General features: G+C 68.9%; 21 protein-coding genes and 2 pseudogenes. 12 read left to right on the top strand and 11 right to left on the bottom strand.

The genetic code is table 11. The features are described 5' to 3' along the window. Window positions 1-150 precede the first annotated feature (150 nt). The 5 genes and pseudogenes from SVTN_RS19050 to SVTN_RS19035 form a co-directional block, all read left to right on the top strand. Window positions 151-2,532, top strand: coding sequence for a DUF6049 family protein (locus SVTN_RS19050; protein WP_041130186.1), 2,382 nt, complete (start codon window positions 151-153; stop codon window positions 2,530-2,532). Between the two features lie 45 nt (window positions 2,533-2,577). After that, window positions 2,578-4,800, top strand: a complete 2,223-nt coding sequence (gene murJ, locus SVTN_RS19045; protein WP_041130185.1) for a murein biosynthesis integral membrane protein MurJ — start codon at window positions 2,578-2,580, stop codon at window positions 4,798-4,800. 117 nt (window positions 4,801-4,917) lie between these two features. Beyond that, window positions 4,918-6,642, top strand: coding sequence for a protein kinase family protein (locus tag SVTN_RS19040; RefSeq protein ID WP_041130184.1), 1,725 nt, complete (start codon window positions 4,918-4,920; stop codon window positions 6,640-6,642). Between the two features lie 108 nt (window positions 6,643-6,750). Next, window positions 6,751-6,879: pseudogene (locus tag SVTN_RS42160) on the top strand (RNA polymerase sigma factor SigM); the annotation flags it as partial. Next, window positions 6,867-7,352 (top strand): annotated as a pseudogene (locus SVTN_RS19035) (IS5/IS1182 family transposase); the annotation flags it as partial. The pseudogenes SVTN_RS42160 and SVTN_RS19035, both read left to right, overlap by 13 nt. A 7-nt stretch (window positions 7,353-7,359) precedes the next feature. Here SVTN_RS19035 and SVTN_RS44305 read toward each other — a convergent pair. Together SVTN_RS44305 and SVTN_RS19030 are read right to left on the bottom strand one after the other, a co-directional pair. Beyond that, a complete protein-coding gene (locus SVTN_RS44305; RefSeq protein WP_159026473.1) occupies window positions 7,360-8,292 on the bottom strand; it encodes a hypothetical protein in 933 nt (310 codons plus the stop codon). 54 nt (window positions 8,293-8,346) lie between these two features. Beyond that, the gene (locus tag SVTN_RS19030) at window positions 8,347-8,850 is read right to left on the bottom strand and encodes a hypothetical protein (protein WP_041130182.1); all 504 of its coding nucleotides are present in this window, start codon (window positions 8,848-8,850) and stop codon (window positions 8,347-8,349) included. Window positions 8,851-8,998: 148 nt separating this feature from the next. Here SVTN_RS19030 and sigM point away from each other — a divergent pair, with 148 nt between their 5' ends. The 4 genes from sigM (at window position 8,999) to trxA (ending at window position 12,126) form a co-directional block, all read left to right on the top strand. Beyond that, window positions 8,999-9,706 carry an RNA polymerase sigma factor SigM gene (gene sigM, locus SVTN_RS19025; RefSeq protein WP_041130181.1) on the top strand — a complete coding sequence of 236 codons (708 nt, stop codon included), beginning with the start codon at window positions 8,999-9,001 and terminating at the stop codon, window positions 9,704-9,706. Then, a complete protein-coding gene (locus SVTN_RS19020; protein ID WP_041130180.1) occupies window positions 9,703-10,638 on the top strand; it encodes a zf-HC2 domain-containing protein in 936 nt (311 codons plus the stop codon). The genes sigM and SVTN_RS19020 overlap by 4 nt, the downstream gene beginning before the upstream one ends. A gap of 139 nt (window positions 10,639-10,777) precedes the next feature. Beyond that, on the top strand, window positions 10,778-11,743 hold the full coding sequence (gene trxB, locus SVTN_RS19015; protein ID WP_041130179.1) for a thioredoxin-disulfide reductase: 966 nt from the start codon (window positions 10,778-10,780) through the stop codon (window positions 11,741-11,743). A 44-nt stretch (window positions 11,744-11,787) separates the two neighbouring features. Next, the gene (gene trxA / locus SVTN_RS19010) at window positions 11,788-12,126 is read left to right on the top strand and encodes a thioredoxin (protein WP_041130178.1); all 339 of its coding nucleotides are present in this window, start codon (window positions 11,788-11,790) and stop codon (window positions 12,124-12,126) included. 96 nt (window positions 12,127-12,222) lie between these two features. On the opposite strand, the gene SVTN_RS19005 is transcribed toward trxA, so the two are convergent. The 9 genes from SVTN_RS19005 to rpmH form a co-directional block, all read right to left on the bottom strand. After that, the gene (locus SVTN_RS19005; protein WP_041130177.1) at window positions 12,223-12,840 is read right to left on the bottom strand and encodes a GNAT family N-acetyltransferase; all 618 of its coding nucleotides are present in this window, start codon (window positions 12,838-12,840) and stop codon (window positions 12,223-12,225) included. Between the two features lie 160 nt (window positions 12,841-13,000). After that, a complete protein-coding gene (locus SVTN_RS19000) occupies window positions 13,001-14,032 on the bottom strand; it encodes a ParB/RepB/Spo0J family partition protein (protein WP_078908410.1) in 1,032 nt (343 codons plus the stop codon). Continuing rightward, complete coding sequence (locus tag SVTN_RS18995) at window positions 14,029-15,105, bottom strand: ParA family protein (protein WP_078908409.1); 1,077 nt, start codon at window positions 15,103-15,105, stop codon at window positions 14,029-14,031. The genes SVTN_RS19000 and SVTN_RS18995 overlap by 4 nt, the downstream gene beginning before the upstream one ends. Window positions 15,106-15,341: 236 nt before the next feature. Continuing rightward, window positions 15,342-16,058, bottom strand: coding sequence for a 16S rRNA (guanine(527)-N(7))-methyltransferase RsmG (gene rsmG, locus SVTN_RS18990; RefSeq protein WP_041130174.1), 717 nt, complete (start codon window positions 16,056-16,058; stop codon window positions 15,342-15,344). A 118-nt stretch (window positions 16,059-16,176) separates the two neighbouring features. Beyond that, window positions 16,177-16,689 (bottom strand): Jag family protein, encoded by a 513-nt coding sequence (locus SVTN_RS18985; RefSeq protein WP_030685783.1) that lies wholly within the window; start codon window positions 16,687-16,689, stop codon window positions 16,177-16,179. 30 nt (window positions 16,690-16,719) lie between these two features. Continuing rightward, entirely contained in the window at window positions 16,720-18,015 is a 1,296-nt protein-coding gene (gene yidC / locus SVTN_RS18980; RefSeq protein WP_041130173.1) for a membrane protein insertase YidC, read from the bottom strand. A gap of 3 nt (window positions 18,016-18,018) precedes the next feature. Continuing rightward, on the bottom strand, window positions 18,019-18,345 hold the full coding sequence (gene yidD, locus SVTN_RS18975) for a membrane protein insertion efficiency factor YidD (RefSeq protein ID WP_041130172.1): 327 nt from the start codon (window positions 18,343-18,345) through the stop codon (window positions 18,019-18,021). Then, complete coding sequence (gene rnpA / locus SVTN_RS42155) at window positions 18,342-18,713, bottom strand: ribonuclease P protein component (RefSeq protein ID WP_078908408.1); 372 nt, start codon at window positions 18,711-18,713, stop codon at window positions 18,342-18,344. Before rnpA ends, yidD begins: the two co-directional genes overlap by 4 nt. Before the next feature lie 21 nt (window positions 18,714-18,734). Continuing rightward, window positions 18,735-18,872: a 50S ribosomal protein L34 gene (rpmH, locus tag SVTN_RS18965; protein ID WP_015659252.1), complete on the bottom strand. Its 138-nt coding sequence runs from the start codon at window positions 18,870-18,872 to the stop codon at window positions 18,735-18,737. A 397-nt stretch (window positions 18,873-19,269) separates the two neighbouring features. On the opposite strand from rpmH, the gene dnaA reads away from it, so the two are divergent. From dnaA to gnd, 3 genes are all read left to right on the top strand, one after another. Continuing rightward, window positions 19,270-21,069, top strand: a complete 1,800-nt coding sequence (gene dnaA, locus SVTN_RS18960; protein WP_078908407.1) for a chromosomal replication initiator protein DnaA — start codon at window positions 19,270-19,272, stop codon at window positions 21,067-21,069. An 871-nt stretch (window positions 21,070-21,940) separates the two neighbouring features. Continuing rightward, complete coding sequence (gene dnaN, locus SVTN_RS18955; RefSeq protein WP_041130169.1) at window positions 21,941-23,071, top strand: DNA polymerase III subunit beta; 1,131 nt, start codon at window positions 21,941-21,943, stop codon at window positions 23,069-23,071. Between the two features lie 211 nt (window positions 23,072-23,282). Further along, complete coding sequence (gene gnd, locus SVTN_RS18950; RefSeq protein WP_041130168.1) at window positions 23,283-24,161, top strand: phosphogluconate dehydrogenase (NAD(+)-dependent, decarboxylating); 879 nt, start codon at window positions 23,283-23,285, stop codon at window positions 24,159-24,161. The last annotated feature ends 32 nt before the right edge of the window (window positions 24,162-24,193 follow it).

The raw sequence follows: 24,193 nt of genomic DNA, 5'->3' as shown, positions 1-24,193 counted from the left end.
GGGGCGAGGCGCCCGGCGGCCCGGTCGAAGATCGGCTGGAGCACTCCCCGGCACTTGCCCCCAGCGTGCATCGTTACCATGCCTGGACACAGCAACCGGGAACCACCGACACCACTGGTACCAGAGACAACGACGAGGACGGGCGAACGCGTGGCCGAGGCGGCAGACATCCAGGGAACCGGTCCCTCACCTGCCCGCCGATGGCTGCGGCGCACGATCACCGTCGCCTTCGGGGCGCCGCTCCTCGCCGGCCTGCTCCAGGCCCCGGTCGTCGCCTCCCCGGCGGTCGCCGAGGACGCCACCGGCTCCAGGACCGTCGATGTGTCGCTCGACACGCTGACCCCGAGCGCGCCGGTCGAGGGGGACACCGTCACCGTCACCGGCACGGTGACCAACCGGGGCAAGAAGACCGTCACCGACGCGACCGTGAACCTGCGCGTCGGACCGAGGATGACGAGCCGCAGCGAGATCGAGCAGGTCACGGGGCGCACCGGTTTCCGGAACGACAGCGACCCCGCACCCCTCGAAGACGCCCCCACCGTCAAGATCCCCCGGCTCGGCGCCGGTCTCAGCGCGGACTTCTCCCTGTCCGTGCCCGTCTCCGAGCTCGGGCTCGACGAGGAGGGCGTCTACCAGCTGGGCGTCTCCCTCACCGGGCAGACCTCGGACCGGCAGTACGACCGGGTGCTCGGCATCGAGCGGACCTTCCTGCCGTACGAGCCCGAGGCCGCCGAGAAGAAGACCCAGCTCACCTACCTCTGGCCGCTGATCGCCTCGGCGCACGTCTCGGCGGAGACGGCCACGGACGACCAGCAGACCCCGGTCTTCGAGAACGACGACCTGGCGGCCGAGCTGCGTCCGGGCGGGCGCCTGGACCAGCTGGTCGCACTGGGCAAGGACCTTCCGGTCACCTGGGTGGTCGACCCGGACCTGCTGGCCTCCGTCGACGCGATGGCGAACGGCTACCGCGTCAAGGACGGCGACCGGGACGTCCCCGGCAGGAACCAGGCCGTCGCCGAGCGGTGGCTGGACGCGCTGGAGAAGGCGGTCCAGGGACACAAGGTCGTCGCCCTTCCCTTCGCCGACCCCGACCTGGCCTCCCTGGCCCATCGGGGCAAGGACGTGCCCGGCTCCCTCGGACACCTCCAGTCGGCGACCGCCCTGGCGGGCATGACGGTCGAGACCGTCCTCCACGTGCCGGCGTCCACCGACTTCGCCTGGCCCGCCGACGGAGCCGTCGACCCCTCCATCGTGGCGGTCGCGACCTCGGCCGGCGCCGACAAGGTGATCGCCCGCAGCGACAGCGTCCGCGACGACCTCCCCTACACGCCCACGGCCGCCCGCCCGCTCGGCAACGGCAGCACCACGGCCGTGGTGAGCGACGCGCTCCTGTCCACCGCCTTCGAAGGGGACATGGTCCGCGCGGAGAACTCCACGCTCGCGGTCCAGGGGTTCCTCGCCCAGTCCCTCGCGATCACCCTGGAGCAGCCGGAGGACCAGCGCAGCATCGTGGTCGCCCCGCAGCGGATGCCGAGCGTCGCCCAGGCCCAGTCCATGGCGACCGCCCTGGAGGGCCTCTCCGGCAAGCGCTGGACGCAGCCGACCGACCTCCTCGCGGCCGCCGCGGCCAAGCCCGACCCGGACGCCTCCACCGCGGTGCCGAGCAGCTCCCGCTACCCGAAGAAGCTCCGCGACCGGGAGCTCCCGGTCCAGGCCTTCCGTGACATGAAGACCACGCGGGACGAGCTGGACGACTTCAAGGTCGTCCTGACCCAGCCGGAACGCGTCGTGACGCCGTTCGGCAACGCGATCGACCGCGAGATGTCGACCTCCTGGCGTGGCGAGGCCCGAGCGGCCGCGATCTACCGGAACAACGTCCTGGACTATCTGCAGACCCTCACCAAGGGCGTCCAGCTGGTCGACAAGTCGGACCTCACGCTCTCCGGCCGCAGCGCGACGATCCCCGTGACCGTCCAGAACAAGCTGCTCCAGGACGTGGACGACCTGGTGCTGCGCCTCACCTCCGCCAACAAGAACCGGCTGGAGCTGAACGGCGAGGGTTCGGCCGAGCTCCCGGTGAAGGTCGGCGGCGGACACAGCCAGTCGGTGAAGTTCACCGCCTCGGCCAACGTCAACGGCCAGGTGCCGATGACGGCCCAGCTCTACACCCAGGACGGCACCCCGTACGGGCAGCCGATGAACTTCACCGTGCGGGTCTCCGAGATCACTCCCACGGTGATGCTCGTGATCGCGGGCGGTGTCCTCCTCCTCGTCCTCGCCGGCATCCGCATGTACAGCCAGCGCAAGCGGGTGGCGGCACGGAACGCCGAGGCCGAGGCGGCCGAGGACGGCACGGTCGAGGAAGACCCCGCTTCGGAGCCCGGCCAGGACGAGCCCGGCCAGGACGCTCCGGGCGAGGAGGAACCCGGCGGGAACGAACCCGTGCAGCCGAGTGACCCGACACCGGACACACCGGACACCGGGTCCGAAAGCGGCGGCCCGTCGGGCCCGGGTGAGAAAGTGGACCGTTGAGCGATGTCGTGGCCGGTCGGCCGGGGACGATGAGGTGGGGTAACCATGAACGCGCCGTACGACGGTGACCGCGGCCAGGGCGCGGGCGGCCCGGCGCCGTCCGGTGGGACGCCCGCGGTGCCTCCCGGTGCCGGCCACCCGCCGGTGCAGCCCCCGCAGCAGGGCGCCCCTGGCCCGCAGGGACAGGACCCCTACGCGCAGAGCCCGTACGCCCAGGACCCCTACGTCCAGGACGCCTACGCCCACGACCCGTACCTGGCCCAGGACATGTCCGCGCAGGACCCGGTGACCGAGGCGCTCTACGACCGCGCCGCGCACCCGCCGCCCCCGCCCGGCACCTACCAGGACCCCCACGCGCTCTACCAGCAGCCGGCCACGCCGCAGCACGCCCCCGACCCCCGGGTGTGGGCGCAGACCCCGGCGCCCGAGCCGGACGGCCCCTCGCGCCACCTGCCGTACGGCGACGACGCCCGCACGGTCCAGTTCACCGGGGTCGACGACCTGGTGACCCACGCCGGCGAGGAGACGCCCGAGCCGGACGCGTTCGCGCACCTCTACCGGGACCAGCAGGCGCCCGGCCAGGTGCCCCCGCCCGCCCCGGAGCCGGACCCGCTGCCCGCGCCCGCCCCCAAGAAGGCGGGCCGTGCCTCCGGGCTGCTGAAGTCGAGCGCGGTGATGGCGGCCGGCACCCTGGTCTCCCGGCTGACCGGCTTCGTCCGCAGCCTGGTGATCACCGGTGCGCTCGGCGCCGCCCTGCTCGGTGACACCTTCACCATCGCCTACACCCTGCCGACGATGATCTACATCCTCACCGTCGGCGGCGGCCTCAACTCGGTCTTCGTCCCCCAGCTCGTCCGCTCGATGAAGAACGACGAGGACGGCGGCGAGGCCTATGCCAACCGCCTGCTGACCCTGGTCATGGTGGCGCTCGGCCTCATCGTGGCCCTGGCCGTCTTCGCGGCGCCGCTGCTGATCCGGCTGATGTCGAACACGATCGCCGACGACGCCGCGGCGAACAGCGTGGCCGTGACCTTCGCCCGCTACTGCCTGCCCACGATCTTCTTCATGGGCGTGCACGTGGTGATGGGGCAGATCCTCAACGCCCGCGGCAAGTTCGGCGCGATGATGTGGACCCCGGTCCTCAACAACATCGTCATGATCGTCACCTTCGGCCTGTTCATCTGGGTCTACGGCACCTCCGCCGAGTCCCACATGGGCGTGGAGACCATTCCTGACGAGGGCGTCCGACTGCTCGGCATCGGCACCCTGCTCGGCCTCGTCGTCCAGGCCCTGGCGATGATCCCGTACCTGCGCGAGACGGGCTTCCGCTTCCGGCCCCGCTTCGACTGGAAGGGCCACGGGCTCGGCAAGACGGTCAAGCTGGCCAAGTGGACCGTCCTCTTCGTCCTCGCCAACCAGGCGGGCGTCCTGGTCGTCACCCAGCTCGCCACCGCCGCCGGTGAGGAGTCCGGGAAGAACGGTGCCGGCTTCCTCGCCTACTCGAACGCCCAGCTGATCTGGGGCATGCCGCAGGCCATCATCACGGTCTCCGTGATGGCCGCGCTGCTGCCGCGGATCTCCCGCGCCGCCCACGACGACGACCCCGGCGCCGTCCGGGACGACATCTCGCAGGGCCTGCGGAACTCGGCCGTCGCGATCGTCCCGGTCTCCTTCGCCTTCCTGGCGCTCGGCGTCCCGATGTGCACCCTGCTCTACGCCTCCAGCGGCGTCGAGGCCGCCCAGGGCATGGGCTTCATCCTGATGGCCTTCGGCCTCGGCCTGATCCCCTACTCCGTCCAGTACGTCGTGCTCCGCGGCTTCTACGCCTACGAGGACACCCGGACGCCCTTCTACAACACGGTGATCGTCGCCGCCGTCAACGCGGCCGCCTCGGCGGTCTGCTACGTCGTGCTGCCCGCCCAGTGGGCCGTCGTCGGCATGGCCGCCTCGTACGGACTCGCCTACGCCGTCGGCGTCGGCATCGCGTGGCGCCGGCTCCGCAAGCGCCTGGGCGGCGACCTGGACGGCACCCATGTGATGCGCACCTACGCGCGCCTCTGCATGGCCTCCGTGCCCGCCGCGATCGTGGCCGGTGCCGTCGGTTTCGGCCTGCTGAAGCTCCTCGGCGAGGGCGCGCTCGGCTCGCTCGTCGCCCTGCTGGTCGGCGGGGTGGTGCTCCTCGGCGTCTTCTTCGTCGCGGCGAAGCGCATGCGGATCGCGGAACTGAACACCCTGGTCGGTATGGTCCGGGGACGTCTGGGACGCTGAACCGTCGGTTCCGCACAACCATCGGCGGGAACCGCGTGTCGTGCATAGCGTCCGACTGTGGGCACAATTGGCTTGGCTGTTGGATGTGGCGCAACGGATGGGGAGGCAGGAACGACGGTGGCGGAACGTAGCACGGCTGCCGTCGACGTGGCCGACAACAGCGGTGACGACCCGCTGACCGCCAAGGCGGACACGGCCGCGACCGACGGGGTGGCGGAAGAGCAGAAGACGGCGGAGAAGACCGCCGAGGCCACGGAGAACAAGGCGGTCGAACGACAGAGCGGCGAACAGCCCTCCATCACGGCACCCGAACTGCACAGCGGCCACAAACTGGCCAGACGCTACCGCCTGGAGGAGTGCGTCACCCGTCTGGACGGGTTCAGCAGCTGGCGTGCCGTCGACGAGAAACTGCGTCGTGCCGTCGGGGTCCACCTGCTGCCGGCCGACCACCCCAGAGCCCGGTCGGTCCTGGCCGCGGCCCGCTCCTCGGCCCTCCTCGGCGACCCCCGGTTCGTCCAGGTCCTCGACGCCGTCGAGGAGAACGACCTCGTGTACGTCGTGCACGAGTGGCTTCCCGACTCCACCGAGCTGACCGCGCTGCTCGCGGACGGCCCCCTGCAACCCCACGACGCGTACCAGCTCGTCAGCCAGGTCTCCCAGGCCATGGCCGCCGCCCACCGCGAGGGCCTCGCGCACCTCCGGCTGACCCCGAGCGCCGTCCTGCGCAGCTCCACCGGCCAGTACCGGATCCGCGGCCTGGCCGTGAACGCCGCCCTGCGCGGCATCACCGCCGAGCGTCCGCAGCGCACCGACACCGAGGCCATCGGCGCCCTGCTGTACGCCGCGCTCACCCAGCGCTGGCCGTACGAGAACGACGCCCACGGCCTCTCCGGCCTCCCCAAGGGCGTCGGGCTGCTCCCGCCGGACCAGGTCCGCGCGGGCGTCCACCGCGGCCTCTCCGAGATCGCCATGCGCGCCCTCGCCAACGACGGGGCCACCGCCTCGCGGCAGGAGCCGCCCTGCACCACTCCGGACGAACTGGCCAAGGCCGTGGCGGCGATGCCCCGCGTCCGGCCGCCGGAGCCGGAGTTCACCGCCCCGCCCGAGTACCAGCACACGACGTACCAGCAGGGCACCTACGGCCGCCCCCAGCCGCGCCCCGTGGTCACCCAGCCGGTCGTCGTCCCGCCGCCCCCGCTGCAGAGCCGCACGGGCAAGGCCCTGAAGTGGGCCGTCTCGGCCCTCCTCATCGCCGCCCTCGGCCTCGGCAGCTGGCAGATCGCGGACCGCCTCCTCGCCCCGGAGGGCAAGGACGAGCCGAAGAACGTCCAACCGACGCTCGACGACGAGAAGCCCAAGCCGCCGAAGCCGCTCGCCGTCGAAGGTGCCGAGGAGTACGCCCCCGACGGCAGGGCGCAGGACGCGAGCGAGGTCGCCAGCACGTACGACAGCGACAGCTCCACGTACTGGCGCACCAGGACCTTCCAGGACGGCCCTGTCCTCGCTCCCTACAAGCAGGGCGTCGGCATCGTCTACGACCTGGGCAGCGAGCAGAACGTGACGTCGGCGTCCATAGCGCTCCGCTACGGCGGTCCGAAGACGGCGATCACCCTGTACGCGGCGGACTCGCTGACGCCCTCGGGTTCCGTGGAGTCGATGAAGCGGATCGCCACGGTCGAGACCTCGGGCACGACGGCGAAGCCGGAGACCAAGACGCCGGTCAAGACGCGCTACGTGCTCCTCTGGCTGACGGCCGCGCCGTACGCCGAGGGTGACCAGTACTTCGGAGCCGGCTACAAGCAGGCCATCACGAACGTGTCCTTCCAGGGGACCGCCTCGTAGTCACCCCCTCGCACCACCCATGAGCGCCGAGCCCAGCTCGGCGCTCATTTACTTCCGGGCACGGACCGGATTGAATGCCTGCACGGCTGCCGAGCGAGGAGGGGAACCGTGGCGCCTCCGGCTGACGACCTCCGGACGGTGGCGGACGAGGAGCTCCTCGCCCGCCATGTCTCCGGGGACCCCGACGCCTTCGGTGAGCTCGTGCGGCGCCACCGCGACCGGCTGTGGGCGGTGGCGACTTAGTCATCGTCGACGGCCCCCTGATCCCCACCGACCACATCGCCGCCGACGAACCGTACTACTCGCGGAAGCACCGCCAGCATGGCATGAACGTGCAGGTCGTCTCCCGGCCCGACGGCACACCGCTCTGGTTCTCCCGCGCGACACCGGGCCGCACTCACGACCTGACCGCGGCCCGCGCCCACGGCATCGTCCAGGCCTGCCTCACCCGGCAGATCCTCGTCCTCGCGGACCGCGCTTACCAGGGCGTCGGCGCCACCGTCCGCACCCCGTACTACCGCCACTGTGAACAGCTCCCCCACTACCAGCAGTTCAACCGCGACCACGCCAGGCTGAGGGCCCCGGGCGAACGGGCCTTCGCGCAGTTGAAGTCCTGGCGTCTGCTCCGGCGAGCCAGATGCTCCGCCCGCCGCATCGGCATCCCCATCCAGGCCGTTCACACGCTGCTGACCTGCAGCTATTCAAGATGAAAACGACTCAATGCCTGGAATTCTGCTCAACCACAGCGGAAGCCTTGGACGCCGCCCGCTTGAAATATTTATCGATCTCTGCAAATTCGCTTGGGTGGCGCTTGATGTGCGCTTCTTGCAATTCAGATTCCACAGACAGCATCACAGACGGGAAGCGGGATTTCTTCTTGCAGCGAACATCCCGTTCAGCCGTCAATCGTTCAGCGGAGCTGATGTCCGCAGACTGCCAACGCGGATCGTTATTGGCTTCCCAGACGTCTTCGTACTTATAGCCGAAGGAAGTCATGCATACCCTCCAGTCAGCCATAGTCCGCACGACCCGAGAATCCTTGCTCGCGTCTACGAACGAGCGATGGTGGTACTGCAACAAATCTGTCCACTGCGACTTGAACCCGGCTGCACCGTAGACTTGCCTCTCGGCATACGGTTGACAGGCGTTCGCATCTCCCTCTTCTCCCGGTTTCAGGGCTTCACCCGAGACCCTGCCCGTGTATTCCTCAATCGCTTCGATGCTCGGCTTGACAGTTTTCTGCCCGACTCTTTCACGCTCCACGTCATCAACGAACTTGGGCGCGTGATAACCTGATTCTTTTGCCACGCCCAGGTCAATGACGCCGTAACGACGGGCATTCATCGGGCCGAATTTTCTGGCACCCACCTTCTCGGGAGGCGGCCACACAAATCCCCTTCTCACCATACAGGAATATGCCAGCAACTCCACCGCTCGATCGTTCACATCTGCTTGCTGCGGAGTCTCCACGTAAGCATCGAGAGGAAGCGTAATGTCTTCACCCGTTCGCACTTCACTCACACCTTGAGTAGCTACAGAAGCCTGAACGGATGGGGTGGGGGAAGCGGGATCGACATCCGAACTGGAGCATCCGGCCAGGAAGGGAGTCAGGAACCCGGCCAAGGCGACAGTGAATTTTCTCTTGATCATGATATAAAAATTGGGTCGGCGTCCCGGTTCAAGGGACGCCGACCCTACTCTCTCTTAGCCGTAGAGGGTGCCGCACGCAGCATTGAACTGGTGCGAGTTCATGTTGTCGTTGGCACTCTTCCCGTTAGCCAAGGTGACAGCGCGGAAGAATACCCCCTTATTGGGCCTAAGGGTAAAGCAAGGGCCCGCATAGTTGGAGTTATAGTAGAAAGCAATCCTGCTGTCCGGATCCATATTGATGGCGCCACTGACATTGGTCGTCACGCCATCGCCGCGATACAAGGCGAGGCTAGTTCCATCGTAGGTGATGTTCGCCCACGAAGTGCGCGAGTAAAAGTCGAACCGCTGCCTGCCACCAAAAAGTTGGCCCCCGTCTTCAAAGAGACAGACCTTGTCGTAGGCGTCTTCGACAACGCACTCAGGGGTAACGGCGGCAGCATTCGACGCAGAAGCAACAACACCGAATCCGGCTGGAATCGCCATCATCAGCGTGGCCGCGAAAGCGGACCTTATCTTCACAATCCCCTCCTCGAAAGATAACATCACGAACGTTTCCATACGCTTGTTCGATCGTCAAGATCAAAAACTGTCAAAATGAGGAGAAATCGACTAGGATGTCAATCTTTTCCCCCTAGGAAGATTGGTTTTCCAAGCCAGAGCAGCTTAAATAGGCGGGGGTGGCCCTATTGAGAAGGGAGGATCGCCATTGCTATCTGACGAGCCTCACGCGTCTCTTGCCGACCGGGAACTCCTGGCGCGTCACGTCGCCGGGGACCCGGACGCCTTCGGTGAGCTCGTGCGGCGCCACCGTGACCGGCTGTGGGCGGTGGCCCTGCGGACCCTGGGGGACCGCGAGGAGGCCGCTGACGCCGTTCAGGACGCCCTGATCTCCGCCTTCCGGGCAGCACACACCTTCCGCGGCCAGTCGGCCGTCACGACCTGGCTCCACCGCATCACGGTGAACGCCTGCCTCGACCGCGCGCGCAAGACCGCATCCCGCAGGACCTCGCCCGTCGACGACACCGACCGCTTCGAGCAGCTCCTGGGCCCTCACGAGTCGGCCGAGGCGCCCGTGGAGCGCCAGGACCTCCACCGGCAGCTGCTCGCCGCGCTCGCCACGATCCCCGAGGACCAGCGCGCCGCCCTCGTCCTCGTCGACATGCAGGGATACCCGGTCGCGGAGGCGGCCCGTATCCTCGGCGTCCCCACCGGGACCGTGAAGAGCCGCTGCGCGCGCGGGCGGGCACGCCTCCTTCCGATGGTCACTCATCTGCGCGCCGACACCGTGGGTAACGAGGCCGCCGAAGGGGGAAGGAACCGGACGCCGGGGACATCCGTCCCACCGGTGCCGGGGCCGACGGATACCGGACCGACAGATCCAGCTGCTGTGAAGGGCGGAGGTGGGCGCACGTGACTTCCACGGCCGGCAGGGCCGACACCACACAGCACCCGGACGTCTCGGAGATCTCCGATCTGACCGAGGGGCTGCTCTCGCCGACCCGTTCGGCAGCCGTACGACGGCACCTGGACGGCTGTCCCCTCTGTGCGGACGTACGGTCCTCCCTGGAGGAGATCCGGGGCCTCCTCGGCACCTTGCCGGGCCCTCCCCGCATGCCCGCCGAGATCGCCGGCCGGATCGACGCCGCCCTGGCCGCCGAGGCACTCCTCAACGCCACCTCTCCGGAGTCTCCGGAGAGCGACACCCCTGTTTCACGTGAAACATCGCGCTCCTCGCACGAGACTGCGCCTCCCGCCCCGGCCGCGGACCGCCCCGCCGGACGCCCTCGGGCGGGCACCGGCCCCGGCCGCCCCGGCAGGCCCCGCCGTCGCCGGATCGCACTGCTCTCCACGATCGGCGCCGCCTTCGCAGCAGTGGCGCTCGGCACGAGCCTGTACCTCAGCCAGGCGGGCAACCCGACCGCCAGCAGTTCGGCCGACGCCCAGAAGGCCGACACGCTCGCGAGCGCTCCCCTCAGCCCCTTCTCCGGCGCACCCGTCGAGGACCGCGTCCACGCCCTCCTGACCGAGAAGAGCGCGCCCAAGACCCCCCAGGGAGTCGGGCCCGAATCCATGTCCGCCCCGACCGGGGCCGACACCTCCCAGCGCAGCGGGGCCGGGGACGTTCCCCGCTGTGTGCTGGCCGGCACCGGCCGCACCGACGGGGTGCTCGGCTACGAACGGGGCGAATACCGGGGGACACCCGCCTATCTGCTCGTCCTGGCCGATCCGGCGGACAGCACACGGGTCCAGGCCTATGTGCTCGACGCCTCCTGCGCCGACAAGCCCACGGAGAGCGGCAGCCCGGCCGCCGACGTCCTGCTCAGCCAGACGTACCCTCGCTCCTGACCTCTCTCCACGACCGGCCACGGTGCCGCGCGGCGGTCTCGGGAATGCACGCCCCTTAGGATCCGTTGGGTGGGGTGAGAGCGACCGAGACAACCGCCCCCGTAGGCAGTGGCAGTCTGCAGAGACGAGGAAGAAACCCGTGAGCGACGTCCGTAACGTGATCATCATCGGCTCCGGGCCCGCGGGTTACACCGCTGCGCTCTACACGGCCCGAGCGTCGCTGAAGCCTCTGGTCTTCGAAGGCGCCGTCACCGCCGGTGGCGCCCTGATGAACACCACCGAGGTCGAGAACTTCCCCGGTTTCCGTGACGGGATCATGGGCCCGGACCTGATGGACAACATGCGGGCCCAGGCCGAGCGCTTCGGCGCCGAGCTGATCCCGGACGACGTCATCGCCGTGGACCTGACCGGTGACATCAAGACCGTCACCGACACCGCCGGCACCGTGCACCGCGCGAAGGCCGTGATCGTCACCACCGGTTCCCAGCACCGCAAGCTCGGCCTCCCCAACGAGGACGCGCTCTCCGGCCGCGGTGTCTCCTGGTGCGCCACCTGCGACGGGTTCTTCTTCAAGGACCAGGACATCGCCGTCGTCGGCGGCGGCGACACCGCGATCGAGGAGGCCACCTTCCTCTCACGCTTCGCCAAGTCCGTCACGATCGTCCACCGCCGCGACACCCTGCGCGCCTCCAAGGCCATGCAGGAGCGCGCCTTCGCCGACCCGAAGATCTCCTTCGCCTGGGACAGCGAGGTCACCGAGATCCACGGCGAGCAGAAGCTCAGCGGTCTGACCCTGCGCGACACGAAGACCGGTGCGACCCGCGAGCTCCCCGTCACCGGCCTCTTCATCGCCGTCGGCCACGACCCGCGGACCGAGCTCTTCAAGGGCCAGCTGGAGCTGGACGAGGAGGGCTACCTCAAGGTCGCCGCCCCGTCGACGCGCACGAACCTCACGGGCGTCTTCGGCGCCGGTGACGTCGTGGACCACACCTACCGTCAGGCCATCACGGCCGCCGGCACCGGCTGCTCCGCCGCGCTCGACGCCGAGCGCTTCCTGGCCGCCCTCGCCGACAGCGAGAAGCTGGCCGAGACCCCCGCGGTCTGACCCGCCTTCCCCTCCCCCTACCCCGAGAAGCAAAGGAGAGCGCCGTGGCCGGCACCCTCAGGAACGTGACCGACGCCGACTTCGACGAGGCCGTCCTCAAGAGCGACAAGCCCGTCCTCGTGGACTTCTGGGCTGCCTGGTGCGGCCCGTGCCGTCAGATCGCCCCGTCGCTGGAGGCCATCGCCGCCGAGCACGGCGAGATCGAGGTCGTGAAGCTCAACATCGACGAGAACCCGGCCACGGCTGCCAAGTACGGCGTCATGTCCATCCCGACGCTCAACGTCTACCAGGGCGGCGAGGTCGTGAAGACCATCGTCGGCGCCAAGCCGAAGGCCGCCATCCTGCGCGACCTGGAGGGCTTCGTCGAGCCCACCAAGGCCTGATGCTCCTCTGTTTCACGTGAAACGCTCATGTGAATGTTTCACGTGAAACACCAACGGCCCACCCCTTCCGGGGTGGGCCGTTTGCGTGTCCCGAGCCTAGAGAGGCCGCAGCGCCGGCTCCTTCTGCACGGCGCCGAGCAGACGGTCCAGGGCCATCTCGACGTCCTCCTTCCAGGAGAGCGTCGTCCTGAGCTCCAGCCTCAGCCGGGGGAAGGCGTGGTGCGGACGGACGGTCTTGAAGCCCACCGCGAGGAGATGGTCGGCCGGCAGCACACAGGCCGGCTCCTTCCAGCGGGCGTCCCCGAACGCCTCGATCGCCTTGAAGCCCCGCCTCATCACGTCCTTGGCCACGGTCTGCACCATCACCCGTCCCAGGCCCTGCCCCTGATAGCCCGGCATGATCCACGCCGTCATCAGCTGGACGGCGTCCGCCGCCACGGGGCTCGTCGGGAAGGCCGTCGAACGCGGCACATAGGCCGGGGGAGCGTAGAGGACATAGCCGACCGGCACCTCGTCGACATAGACCACCCGGCCGCAAGAACCCCATTCCAGGAGAACGGCCGAGATCCAGGCCTCCTTCTCCAGCTCCGGGCGCCCCGCCTTCACCGCCGCCTCACCGCTGACCGGGTCGAGCTCCCAGAAGACACAGGAGCGACACCGCTTGGGGAGATCCGGAAGGTTGTCCAGCGTGAGCGGTACGAGCCGACGCCCCACGGCTGCTCCTCGTTTCCCTCGCCATCGAGCACGCATACGCTTCTCGGAATCGTATCGATCGGGCGATCGGGGCGATACCGCTCATAGGCAAAGGGCGGGCCGCGTTCCGGTGAAGACCGGAGCACGGCCCGCCCTGGGCGGCCTCAGCGAGCGGGAGGGATCAGCTCTGCTCGGCGTTCTTGTGGTCCATGACCCGTCCCTCGCCGGGAGCCAGGGTCGAGAGGATCCGGTCCAGATCGTCCATCGAGGCGAACTCGACGACGATCTTGCCCTTCTTCTGTCCCAGGTCGACCTTCACCCGGGTCTCGAAGCGGTCCGAGAGCCGGGTGGCGAGATCCGTCAGCGCGGGCGAGACACGGCCGCCGGCACGCGGGCCCTTCGGCTTGACCGCCGACGCGGGCTCCTCGGAGCCCATGAGACTGACGATCTCCTCGACGCTGCGCACCGAGAGGCCTTCGGAGACGATCCGGTACGCCAGCTTGTCCTGGGCGTCCGGGTCCTCCACGCCGAGCAGGGCCCGCGCATGGCCGGCGGAGAGCACTCCGGCGGCGACCCGGCGCTGCACCGGCAGCGAGAGGCGCAGCAGACGCAGCGTGTTGGAGATCTGCGGGCGGGAGCGCCCGATCCGCTCCGCGAGCTGGTCATGGGTGCAGCCGAAGTCCTTGAGCAGCTGCTCGTAGGCGTGGGCCTCTTCGATCGCGTTCAGCTGGGCCCGGTGAAGGTTCTCCAAGAGGGCGTCCAGGAGCATCTTCTCGTCGTCGGTGTCCCGGACGATCGCCGGGATCCGCTCAAGGCCCGCCGTCGTCGAGGCCCGCAGACGACGCTCACCCATGACGAGCTCGTAGCGGTCGGCCTCGATCTTGCGCACGACCACGGGCTGGAGCAGGCCGACCTCCTTGATGGAGGTGACGAGCTCCGCCAGCGCGTCCTCGTCGAAGACCTCACGGGGCTGATGCCGGTTGGGAACGATGGCATCGATCGGAAGCTCGGTGAAGTAGGCACCGGCCGGAGGCTCCGGCAGGGCCACCGGCTCGGGCTCGTTCCACGTCGGCGACGACTCCGGGGCCTGCGGGCTCTGCGGCAGCGTCGCCAGCTTCGCGGCGGCCACCCCTCGCTCCACCTGCCGTTCCTGGGGAGCAGCAGGAATCAGGGCACCGAGCCCACGCCCCAATCCCCTACGTCGCTCGCTCACTGGATCCCCTCCGACATGCTGCGCTGGTTGTTCTGGTGCCCTACATGGGCGTGCTGCGGGTCGTAGTGCACGGCGACCCCCCGCAGTGCGATCTCACGGGCCGCTTCGAGGTACGACAGGGCGCCGCTGGAGCCCGGGTCGTACGTGAGGACCGTCTGCCCGTAGCTCGGCGCCTCCGAGATGCGGACGGACCTCGGAATGCTGGTCCGCAGCACCTCCTCGGCGAAGTGGCTGCGCACCTCGTCGGCGACCTGGGAGGCGAGCCTCGTCCTGCCGTCGTACATGGTGAGCAGGATCGTCGAGACGTGGAGCGCCGGGTTGAGGTGCCCCCGCACCAGGTCGACGTTCCGCAGGAGCTGTCCGAGCCCCTCCAGCGCGTAGTACTCGCACTGGATCGGGATCAGCACCTCCGCGCCCGCCACCATGGCGTTGACCGTGAGGAGGCCGAGCGAGGGCGGGCAGTCGATGAGGATGTAGTCCAGCGGCTGCTCATAGGCCTGGATCGCCCGCTGCAGACGGCTCTCGCGCGCCACAAGCGACACCAGCTCGATCTCCGCGCCGGCCAGGTCGATGGTCGCGGGGGCGCAGAAGAGGCCCTCGACGTCCATGACCGGCTGCACCACATCGGAGAGCGGCTTGCTGTCCACCAGGACGTCGTAGATCGAGGGGACCTCGGCGTGGTGGTCGATGCCGAGCGCCGTCGAGGCGTTGCCCTGCGGGTCCAGGTCGATGACCAGGACCCGGGCGCCGTGCAGTGCCAGGGAGGCGGCAAGGTTGACCGTCGTGGTCGTCTTGCCCACGCCGCCCTTCTGATTGGCGACCACCATGACGCGTGTCTGGGCCGGGCGGGGAAGTCCCTCACCGGCACGACCCAGCGCCTCTACTGCCAGCTGGGCAGCACGACCGATGGGGGTGTCGTCCATCGGGGGCGGTGTTTCACGTGAAACATCCTCCCCCACCGATTCGGTTCGGGGACCGGGGACCGGATCGGTCATCGGTCCCGCGATGTTGGCGTCGGACCGCAAGGATTCACTCTCCTCGGCTTCAGGCTCGCGATGAGGAGAGCCTGCCATGCTTTCGGGGTCGTGAACCAGCGAGGTCGGTGGTTCTGTGGGTGAATCCACCTCTGTGGACAACTCCGTAACCCTCGCGAGTGGCTTCACGCGGGGTCTACGGTCCCGGGGCGTGGCAGCCGCGCGACCGCGGCTGATGATCCCTTGCAGCAGTGAGCGACGTTTCACGTGAAACACCATGCCGCCGCCGCCCGGCCGGGACCGTTCGACACTCCGAAATGGTACGTATGGGACGCTCAGCGGCGTCGACGGGTCTTGCTCGTACGCGCGGCCTTGGCCCGCTTGGCCGCGAACCGCACGCCGCCGGGGCTCTCGCCGACCTCCACCCGGACGACCGTGGTCATCGGATCGACGATCCCCTCGCCCACCTGAAGCACCGAGGCCTCCACCACACCGAGCCGGGAGAGCGCGGCGCGAGCACCGTTGATCTCCTCCTCGGCGGTGTCGCCCTTGAGCGCCAGCATCTCTCCGTACGGACGCAGCAGGGGGACGCCCCAGCCGGCCAGTCGGTCGAGCGGGGCCACCGCGCGGGCGGTCACCACGTGCACGGGCGTGATCTTGCCGAGCATCTCCTCCGCGCGCCCCCGGACCACCGTCACGTGGTCGAGGCCGAGGAGCTCGACGACCTCCTGGAGGAAGTTCGTCCGGCGCAGGAGCGGCTCCAGGAGCGTGATCTTCAGATCGGGCCGGACCAGAGCCAGCGGGATGCCGGGCAGACCGGCGCCCGAGCCCACGTCGCAGACGGTGACGCCCTCGGGGACGACCTCCGAGAGGACGGCACAGTTCAGCAGGTGGCGCTCCCAGAGACGCGGGACCTCGCGCGGGCCGATCAGACCGCGCTTCACACCCGCGTCCGCGAGCAGCTCGGCGTACCGCACGGCCTCCGGGAAGTACTCACCGAAGACTGTCCGCGCCTGCTCCGGCGCCTCGGGGAGCTCCGCTGCCTCCGTCACGGGAACCGTCCTTCCGTACCGCACGACTCGCGTGCGAGCGCACTGTGGTGGCTGACTATCAAGGCTGACAAAGATCGGCCCCGCCTGCGAACAGACGGGGCCGACACTACGTGAGGGTTCAGGCCGGGAGCACGACGACGAAGCGCTGCGGCTCCTCGCCCTCGGACTCGCTGCGCAGACCGGCGGCGGCGATCGCGTCGTGCACGACCTTGCGCTCGAACGGCGTCATCGGGTCCAGCTTGACCGGCTGGCCGGTGGACTTCACCTCGGCCGCGGCCTTGGCGCCCAGCTCGGCGAGCTCGGCGCGCTTCTTGGCCCGGAAGCCGGCGATGTCGAGCATCAGACGGCTGCGGTCACCGGTCTCCCGGTGCACGGCAAGGCGCGTCAGCTCCTGGAGCGCCTCCAGGACCTCACCGTCGCGGCCCACGAGCTTCTGCAGGTCGCGGCTGCTGGAGTCGCTGATGATCGAGACCGCGGCCCGGTCCGCCTCGACGTCCATGTCGATGTCGCCGTCGAGGTCGGCGATGTCGAGCAGGCCCTCGAGGTAGTCGGCCGCGATCTCACCCTCCTGCTCCAGGCGGGTCAGGGTGTCGCCACCCTCGGCGGCGGCGGAGGTGGTGCCTTCCGTCACGGATGGACTCCTTCTTGCTTCTGGGAGGGCTTACTTCTTGGAGGACGGGTGCTTGGGCCGCTGCTGGCCCTTGCGCTGGCGGTTGCCGCCCGAGCTGGCGCGGCTGCGGCCGGAGGACTGACCCTGCGTGCCGCCCTTGGCGGGGGTCTCCGGCTTCTTCTCCAGCGAGGTCTTCGACTCGGTGTCCGAGGCGCTCTTCTCGGTGGTCTCCGCCGACTCCTCGGCCTCGGTGTCCTTCGCCTGCTGGGCCGTGCCGGCCTGGCGCTGGGCCTTGGTCTGGCGCTTGGGCTGCTGGCGCTTGGCGGCGGCACCGCCCTCGGCCTCGGCCACGATCGTGTCGCTCTTGATCACGGTGCCGTCCGCCTGGGCGGCGAAGCCGGCCTTGGAGAGGCCCGCGAAGAAGCGGCGCTCGTTCTCGTTGCGGTCACTGCCCTTGGCGACGATGACCTTGACGATGTTCTTCCGGCGGCGGCCCTTGACCTCACCGCTGTGCGTGACGCTCTTCAGCAGGCGCTGGAGGTAGGCGTCCTGGGCCTTGCTGCCCGGCGTCGGGTTCTGGTTGATCACGTACATCTGCTGGCCCATGGTCCACACGTTGGTGGTCAGCCAGTAGACGAGGACACCGACGGGGAAGTTGATGCCCATGCCGGCGAAGATCAGCGGGAAGATGTACATGAGCATCTTCTGCTGCTGCATGTACGGGGTCTTCACCGAGAGGTCGACGTTCTTCATCATCAGCTGGCGCTGGGTGAAGAACTGCGAGGCCGACATCATGATGATCATGACCGCGGTGACGATGCGCACGTCGGTGATCGAGGCACCGAGGGCCTGGACCTCGGCGGCGCTGTTCGTGAACTTGGCGGCCAGCGGGGCACCGAAGATGTGGGCCTGGCGGGCGCTCTCGAGCAGCGACTGGTTGATGACGCCGATGGTCTGGCCGTTGGCGATGGCCGACAGCACGTGGTACAGCGCGAAGAAGAACGGCGACTGCGCCAGGATGGGAAGGCACGAGGAGAGCGGGTTGGTGCCCGTCTCCTTGTACAGCTTCATCATCTCTTCGGACTGACGCTGCTTGTCGCTCTTGTAGCGCTCCTGGATCGCCTTCATCTTCGGCTGGAGCGCCTGCATGTTCCGCGTCGACTTGATCTGCTTCACGAAGAGCGGGATCAGGCAGATGCGGATCAGCACCACCAGGGACACGATGGACAGACCCCAGGCCCAGCCCGTGTCAGGGCCGAAGATCGCCCCGTACATCTTGTGGAACTGGACGATGACCCAGGAAACGGGCCAGGTGATGAAGCTGAACAGACTGGCAATCGTGTCCACTAATCAGGCTCCTTGAGCATTGGGCGAGGTCTCGGCGGCCGGGCTCGTCTCGGTGGGGGATCCGCCCTTGTCGCCGCGCAGCGCGTTCCGCAGCATCTCGTGCCAGCGGGGGCGCTTGCGCGGGGGGACGTGATCCACGCCGCCGGGCGACCACGGGTTGCACCGCAGGATGCGCCAGGCGGTCAGGGCCGTGCCCTTGATCGCGCCATGCCGGTCGATGGCCGTGAATCCGTAGTGGGAACACGACGGGTAGTACCGGCAGACGGGGCCCAGGAGAGGGCTGATCGTCCACTGGTACAGCTTGATGAGAGCCAGCAGCGGGTACTTCATCGCGTGCCCCCTCCCAGCAGCCGCTGGAGAGCGGCGTCCAGGTCTCGGGCCAGCTGTGCGTGGTCGGCGTCACCGGCTCCGGGCAACGCCCGTACGACCACCAGGCTACCGGGGGGCAGCTCGTCGATGCGGTCGCGGACGAGATGGCGCAGGCGTCGCTTCACCTGGTTGCGTACGACCGCACCGCCCACGGCCTTGCTCACGACGAAACCCGCACGCGTCGGGGGAGCGCTCTCCCCAGGCGCGTGCGGGTCCGTTGCACCGCTGCGTAGGTGGACGACGAGGAGCGGGCGACCGGCCCGGCGACCTCGGCGTACCGCGGTTGCGAAGTCCTCGCGCCGCCTCAGCCGATTCTCGGTAGGCAGCACGTCATGACCTGTTTAAGTGGATCAGGCGGACAGGCTCGCGCGACCCTTGGCACGGCGGTTCGCCAGGATGGCGCGGCCGGCACGGGTGCGCATGCGCAGGCGGAAGCCGTGGGTCTTCGCGCGACGACGGTTGTTCGGCTGGAAGGTGCGCTTGCTCACTCGGGGGCTCCAGAAATGATTCGTAGATGGCGGGACATCGCCTGGCTGTCACCGTGCGCCCACGAGTAGCTCGCAATACGCCCGAGTGCACCGCTACACGATCACTGACCGTGATCTTTGCCCATCGGAGGCAGGCGGCAGCAGCCATCGACAACTCGACCTGGTTACGGTACGCGCGGCTACGCCATCCGGTCAAACCGACCTGTCGCCACCCCCCATTGTGCACAGGCTGTGGACAACAACTTGAACCACGTCATCCGGCCCGACTACCGTGGACGGTCTCCGTAATCTTTTTCCGTTCTGTCCTCACCTGTCCCGGGCGGACCCGTCCTCACGGACTTCGACCCACTGTCCCCGAGAACCACACCATCGTGGGACCTGCGAGAAAGCGTGCCCTGTGGCTGACGTACCTGCTGATCTTGCCGCAGTGTGGCCGCGTGTCCTCGAGCAACTGCTCGCCGAGGGCCAGCAGGGGATCGAACCCAAGGACAAACAGTGGATCGAGCGCTGCCAGCCGCTCGCCCTGGTCGCGGACACGGCGCTGCTCGCCGTGCCCAACGAATGGGGCAAGCGGGTCCTGGAGGGCCGGCTCGCCCCGTTGATCAGCGAGACCCTCAGCCGTGAGTGCGGCCGGCCGATCCGGATCGCGATCACCGTCGACGACTCCGTCGGAGAGCCGACGCCCCCGGCGCCCCCGGTGCAGCAGCCGCAGCAGCCGCGCTACGACGAGCGCCCGCAGCCCGAGCCGTACGAGAAGTACGAGGGCTACGGCCACCGGCCGATGCCCGACGACGGCCTGCCCACCGCCCGACCGGCCTACCCGGACTACCAGCAGCCGCAGCGGCCCGACCCCGGCTCCTGGCCGCGCACCCAGGAGGACCTCTCCTGGCAGCAGCAGCGGCTCGGCGGCTACCAGGAGCGCGCCCCCTACACCGGCCCCAGCAGCCCGACGGGACCCGAGCAGTCCCGGGCGACCCGCTACGACGAGCCGGCCCGCGGCTACGAGCAGCAGCGGCCCGAGCGCGCCGAGCTGCCCGAGCCGCAGAACCACGTCCCCCGTCCCGGTCCCCGCCCCGGCGGTCCGGTCCCCGGGCCCGGCGGCGTGCCGGGCGGCGGTCACGGCTCCTCGTCCTCCGGGCAGGGCGCCGGCGGCCCGAACGAGCAGCACGCGCGCCTGAACCCCAAATACCTCTTCGACACCTTCGTCATCGGTTCCTCGAACCGCTTCGCGCACGCGGCCGCCGTCGCGGTCGCCGAGGCGCCGGCGAAGGCGTACAACCCGCTCTTCATCTACGGCGAGTCGGGCCTCGGCAAGACCCACCTGCTGCACGCGATCGGACACTACGCGCGGAGCCTCTACCCGGGCACGCGCGTGCGGTACGTGAGCTCCGAGGAGTTCACCAACGAGTTCATCAACTCGATCCGCGACGGCAAGGGCGACGCCTTCCGCAAGCGCTACCGCGACGTGGACATCCTGCTCGTCGACGACATCCAGTTCCTGGCGAGCAAGGAGTCGACGCAGGAGGAGTTCTTCCACACCTTCAACACCCTGCACAACGCGAACAAGCAGATCGTGCTCTCCTCGGACCGGCCGCCCAAGCAGCTGGTGACCCTGGAGGACCGGCTCCGCAACCGCTTCGAGTGGGGCCTCACCACCGACGTGCAGCCGCCCGAGCTGGAGACGCGCATCGCGATCCTCCGCAAGAAGGCGGTGCAGGAGCAGCTCAACGCCCCGCCGGAGGTACTGGAGTTCATCGCGTCCCGGATCTCGCGGAACATCCGCGAGCTGGAGGGCGCGCTGATCCGGGTGACGGCCTTCGCGAGCCTCAACCGGCAGCCGGTGGACCTCGGGCTGACCGAGATCGTCCTCAAGGACCTGATCCCCGGGGGCGAGGACAGCTCGCCGGAGATCACCGCTCCCGCCATCATGGCGGCCACTGCCGACTACTTCGGTCTGACGGTGGAGGACCTCTGTGGATCCTCGCGCAGCCGCGTCCTGGTGACGGCCCGACAGATCGCCATGTACCTGTGCCGCGAGCTCACGGACCTGTCGCTGCCGAAGATCGGCGCGCAGTTCGGCGGCCGCGACCACACGACGGTGATGCACGCGGACCGGAAGATCCGTGCCCTGATGGCGGAGCGGCGCTCCATCTACAACCAGGTCACCGAACTCACCAACCGCATCAAGAACGGCTGACGCGGGCCGCCAGGCCGGCTTCAGGGCCTCTCGAAGGGCGCTCAGGGACACCTCCCGGGGCGCCCTTCGGCGTTCCCGGAGGCCCCAACCGGCCCTGGCCGGCCCCCAACCGACCCCGGCCGACCCCGGCCGACTCCTGCCTGTGACCCCGGGCTGTTCGATTCCCCCGTTCCGGTGGCAGGTTCTCCACAGATTGCGGGATGATCTCCCGTCCACAGGGTGGGGACTGCCAAGTTATCCGGATTGTGTCCACAGGGCTGCCTGGTGACAGTTCATCACCCCAGGTCAGACCCTTGTGGAATTGTTGGCAAACGATTTCCACAGGCTGTGGATGAATCTTTCGTCCACAGGGTGTCCCGAAGGTTGTCCACCGGCTGCCCACAGGGAGGAGTCGGTTGCCCACAGCTTCTCCACACGGCTGTCCACTGTTCGGCAACGAAACACGTCTGCTCACTGGGACGAGTGAAAGCGGTCACACCAAGGGAGACGTTTGGGCTGTGGGGAACCTGGGGAAAGCTGGGGACAGCGCTGGGGAGAACTCCCCATGGCCTGTGTACCGGCTGTGCAGAACTTTCGGGTGTCCACAGATACCCCCGGTTGTCCACGGGTTCCACCCACAGGCGCGGTGGACAAAAAACCGGATCTGACCTGCGCAAACGACGTTATCCACGGTTTCCACAGGCCCTACTACTACTCCCACATAGAGTTAGCCCGGAATTCGCTTCGAAGTGGGACCTGTGCACAACTCGGCGCCGGAGCTCCGTCGCACTCTCGTCTCGACTTGACCCCGAGCCGCACCGAGTGTCGGTGGCGTACGTCAGACTGGTTCCCGCAGTCGACGAAGAGCCAGCAACAGCAGGAGGCGGTTCCGGTGAAGATCCGGGTGGAGCGCGATGTACTCGCGGAGGCGGTGGCCTGGGTGGCCCGCAGCCTCCCGGCCCGTCCGCCGGCGCCCGTGCTCGCGGGCCTTCTCCTGAAGGCCGAGGACGGAGCCCTGAGCTTCTCGAGCTTCGACTACGAGGTCTCCGCGCGGGTCTCGGTCGAGGCCGAGGTCGAGGAGGACGGCACCGTCCTCGTCTCCGGCCGGCTGCTCGCCGACATCTGCCGCGCCCTCCCCAACCGTCCCGTGGAGATCTCCACAGACGGTGTACGGGCGACCGTGGTCTGCGGCTCCTCCCGCTTCACTCTCCACACCCTGCCTGTGGAGGAGTACCCGGCGCTGCCGGAGATGCCCACCGCGACCGGCACGGTCCCCGGTGAGGTCTTCGCCTCCGCCGCCGCGCAGGTGGCCATCGCCGCCGGCCGTGACGACACGCTGCCCGTCCTCACCGGCGTGCGCATCGAGATCGAGGGCGACACGGTCACCCTGGCCTCCACCGACCGCTACCGCTTCGCGGTCCGCGAGTTCCTGTGGAAGCCGGAGTCCCCGGACGCCTCCGCGGTCGCCCTGGTGCCCGCGAAGACCCTCCTGGACACCGCCAAGGCGCTCACCAGCGGCGACACGGTGACCCTGGCGCTCTCGGGCTCCGGCAAGGGCGAGGGCCTCATCGGCTTCGAGGGGGCGGGCCGCCGCACCACCACCCGCCTCCTGGAGGGCGACCTCCCGAAGTACCGGACGCTCTTCCCCACCGAGTTCAACTCGGTCGCGGTGATCGAGACCGCCCCCTTCGTGGAGGCCGTGAAGCGTGTGGCCCTGGTGGCCGAGCGCAACACCCCGGTCCGGCTGAGCTTCGAGCAGGGCGTCCTCATCCTGGAGGCCGGCTCCAGCGACGATGCACAGGCTGTGGAGCGCGTGGACGCGCAGCTGGACGGCGACGACATCTCGATCGCCTTCAACCCGACCTTCCTGCTGGACGGCCTGAGCGCGATCGACTCCCCGGTCGCCCAGCTCTCCTTCACGACGTCGACCAAGCCGGCGCTGCTGAGCGGCAAGCCCGCGCTCGACGCCGAGGCGGACGAGGCCTACAAGTACCTGATCATGCCGGTGCGGCTCTCGGGCTGATGCCTGGCTGTTCGTGCCGGGGGTCCGGGGGCCCGCGGCGCCAGCCGCTGATGTCACCGGCCCGGGAAGACGCAGTATGCCGGTGCGGCTCTCCGGCTGATCAGCCGGAAACAGGGGCATCGCCTGAGCGGCTGACCCCACAGGTGTGCACCCGGGTCCGGGCGTAGGCTCGGACCCGGGTAAACCGCACACGACGCTTAAGGAATCTCTGATGGAGCTCGGTCTCGTCGGTCTCGGCAAGATGGGCGGCAACATGCGCGAGCGCATCCGCCGCGCAGGCCACACCGTCATCGGATACGACCGCAATCCGGACCTCGCCGATGTCCACAGCCTCGAAGAGCTTGTGAGCAAGCTCAAGGGTCCGCGCGTCGTGTGGGTCATGGTCCCGGCCGGTGCCGCGACCCAGTCCACCATCGACGAGCTGGCCGACCTGCTCTCCCCCGGCGACATCGTCGTGGACGGCGGGAACTCGCGCTGGACGGACGACGAGAAGCACGCCGAGGAGCTCGCCGCCAAGGGCATCGGCTTCGTCGACTGCGGCGTCTCCGGCGGCGTGTGGGGCCTGGAGAACGGCTACGCGCTGATGTACGGCGGCTCCGCCGAGGACGTGGCGAAGGTCCAGCCGATCTTCGACGCGCTCAAGCCCGAGGGCGAGTTCGGCTCGGTCCACGCGGGCAAGGTCGGCGCCGGCCACTTCGCGAAGATGGTCCACAACGGCATCGAGTACGCGATGATGCAGGCCTACGCCGAGGGCTGGGAGCTCCTGGAGAAGGTCGACTCCGTCACCGACGTGCGCGAGGTCTTCCGCTCCTGGCAGGAGGGCACGGTCATCCGCTCCTGGCTGCTCGACCTCGCGGTGAACGCGCTGGACGAGGACGAGCACCTGGACAAGCTGCGGGGCTACGCGTCGGACTCCGGCGAGGGCCGGTGGACGGTCGAGGCCGCCATCGACAACGCCGTCCCGCTGCCGGCGATCACCGCGTCGCTGTTCGCGCGGTTCGCCTCCCGTCAGGACGACTCCCCGCAGATGAAGATGATCGCCGCGCTGCGCAACCAGTTCGGTGGCCACGCGGTCGAGACGAAGAAGTAATCCACAGGCTGTGCACCCCGCGGTGCACAGCC

This window comes from Streptomyces vietnamensis (assembly GCF_000830005.1).
Classification (GTDB): domain Bacteria; phylum Actinomycetota; class Actinomycetes; order Streptomycetales; family Streptomycetaceae; genus Streptomyces; species Streptomyces vietnamensis.
The sequence above is the reverse complement of the archived record's forward strand: the minus strand, read 5'-3'. Positions and strand labels throughout refer to the sequence as shown.